2 protein-coding genes are annotated in these 755 nt (G+C 66.6%); both read right to left on the bottom strand.

The genetic code is table 11. The features are described 5' to 3' along the window. Positions 1-116 (bottom strand): biotin carboxylase N-terminal domain-containing protein (locus MKW14_RS40690; protein WP_276623373.1); only part of this gene is annotated, 116 nt, incomplete at its 3' end. Then, entirely contained in the window at positions 113-577 is a 465-nt protein-coding gene (locus MKW14_RS40695) for a cobalamin B12-binding domain-containing protein (protein WP_240871828.1), read from the bottom strand. The genes MKW14_RS40690 and MKW14_RS40695, both read right to left, overlap by 4 nt. Positions 578-755 lie beyond the last annotated feature (178 nt).

Genomic DNA, 755 nt, shown 5'->3' on the forward strand with positions numbered 1-755 from the left:
GATGCGTCCCGGTCCGGGTCGGCGTAGACGGCCACGCTCGCGATGCCGGCGTCCCGACAGGCGCGGGCCACGCGGACAGCGATTTCGCCACGGTTGGCGATGAGCACCTTGGTCAGCATGCCGGCTCCGGCGTGTCGATAGGGGTCGTAGTGAGACGGTGAGCGGTTTCGACGATCCGGCCGATGTCCGAGCCGGGGGTGAAAACCGCGTCGACACCCATGGCTTCCAGAACTGGAATGTCGGCGTCGGGGATGATGCCTCCGATCAGGACACGGACGTCGCCGGCCTCTTCCTTGGCCAGCAGTTCGATGACCTTCTCCACGATCGTCAGATGGGCACCCGAGAGTACGGACAGTCCCAGGAGCGATGCGTCCTCGGCGACGACGGTGGCGACGATCTGTTGAGGCGTCTGATGCAGGCCGGTGTAGATCACTTCGAAGCCGGCGTCACGCAGGGCTCGTGCGATCACCTTCGCGCCACGGTCGTGGCCGTCGAGTCCGGGTTTCGCGATCACCACGCGCGCGTGCGGCGGTGGAGCAGTCCTGGTAGGTCCTGCTTGCGCAAGCAGGGTATTCATGGTTTCTCCAAGGTTGAGGGGCCTGTTCCTTCAGCGAGGCCAGTAGGAGCTGCGCCACGTCGTCGACTGCGGTTGCCCGAGGGCTCGGCGTGGGACGTTGCGCCGCTTGTCCGCCCACTCGGCCAACTGGTCGGGTGCTGAGGAAATCTCGACGGACGCTGCCGCCGCGGCGCGGGCT

It is taken from the genome of Streptomyces gilvus (assembly GCF_022513565.1).
In the GTDB taxonomy this organism is placed as follows: Bacteria; Actinomycetota; Actinomycetes; order Streptomycetales; family Streptomycetaceae; genus Streptomyces; species Streptomyces gilvus.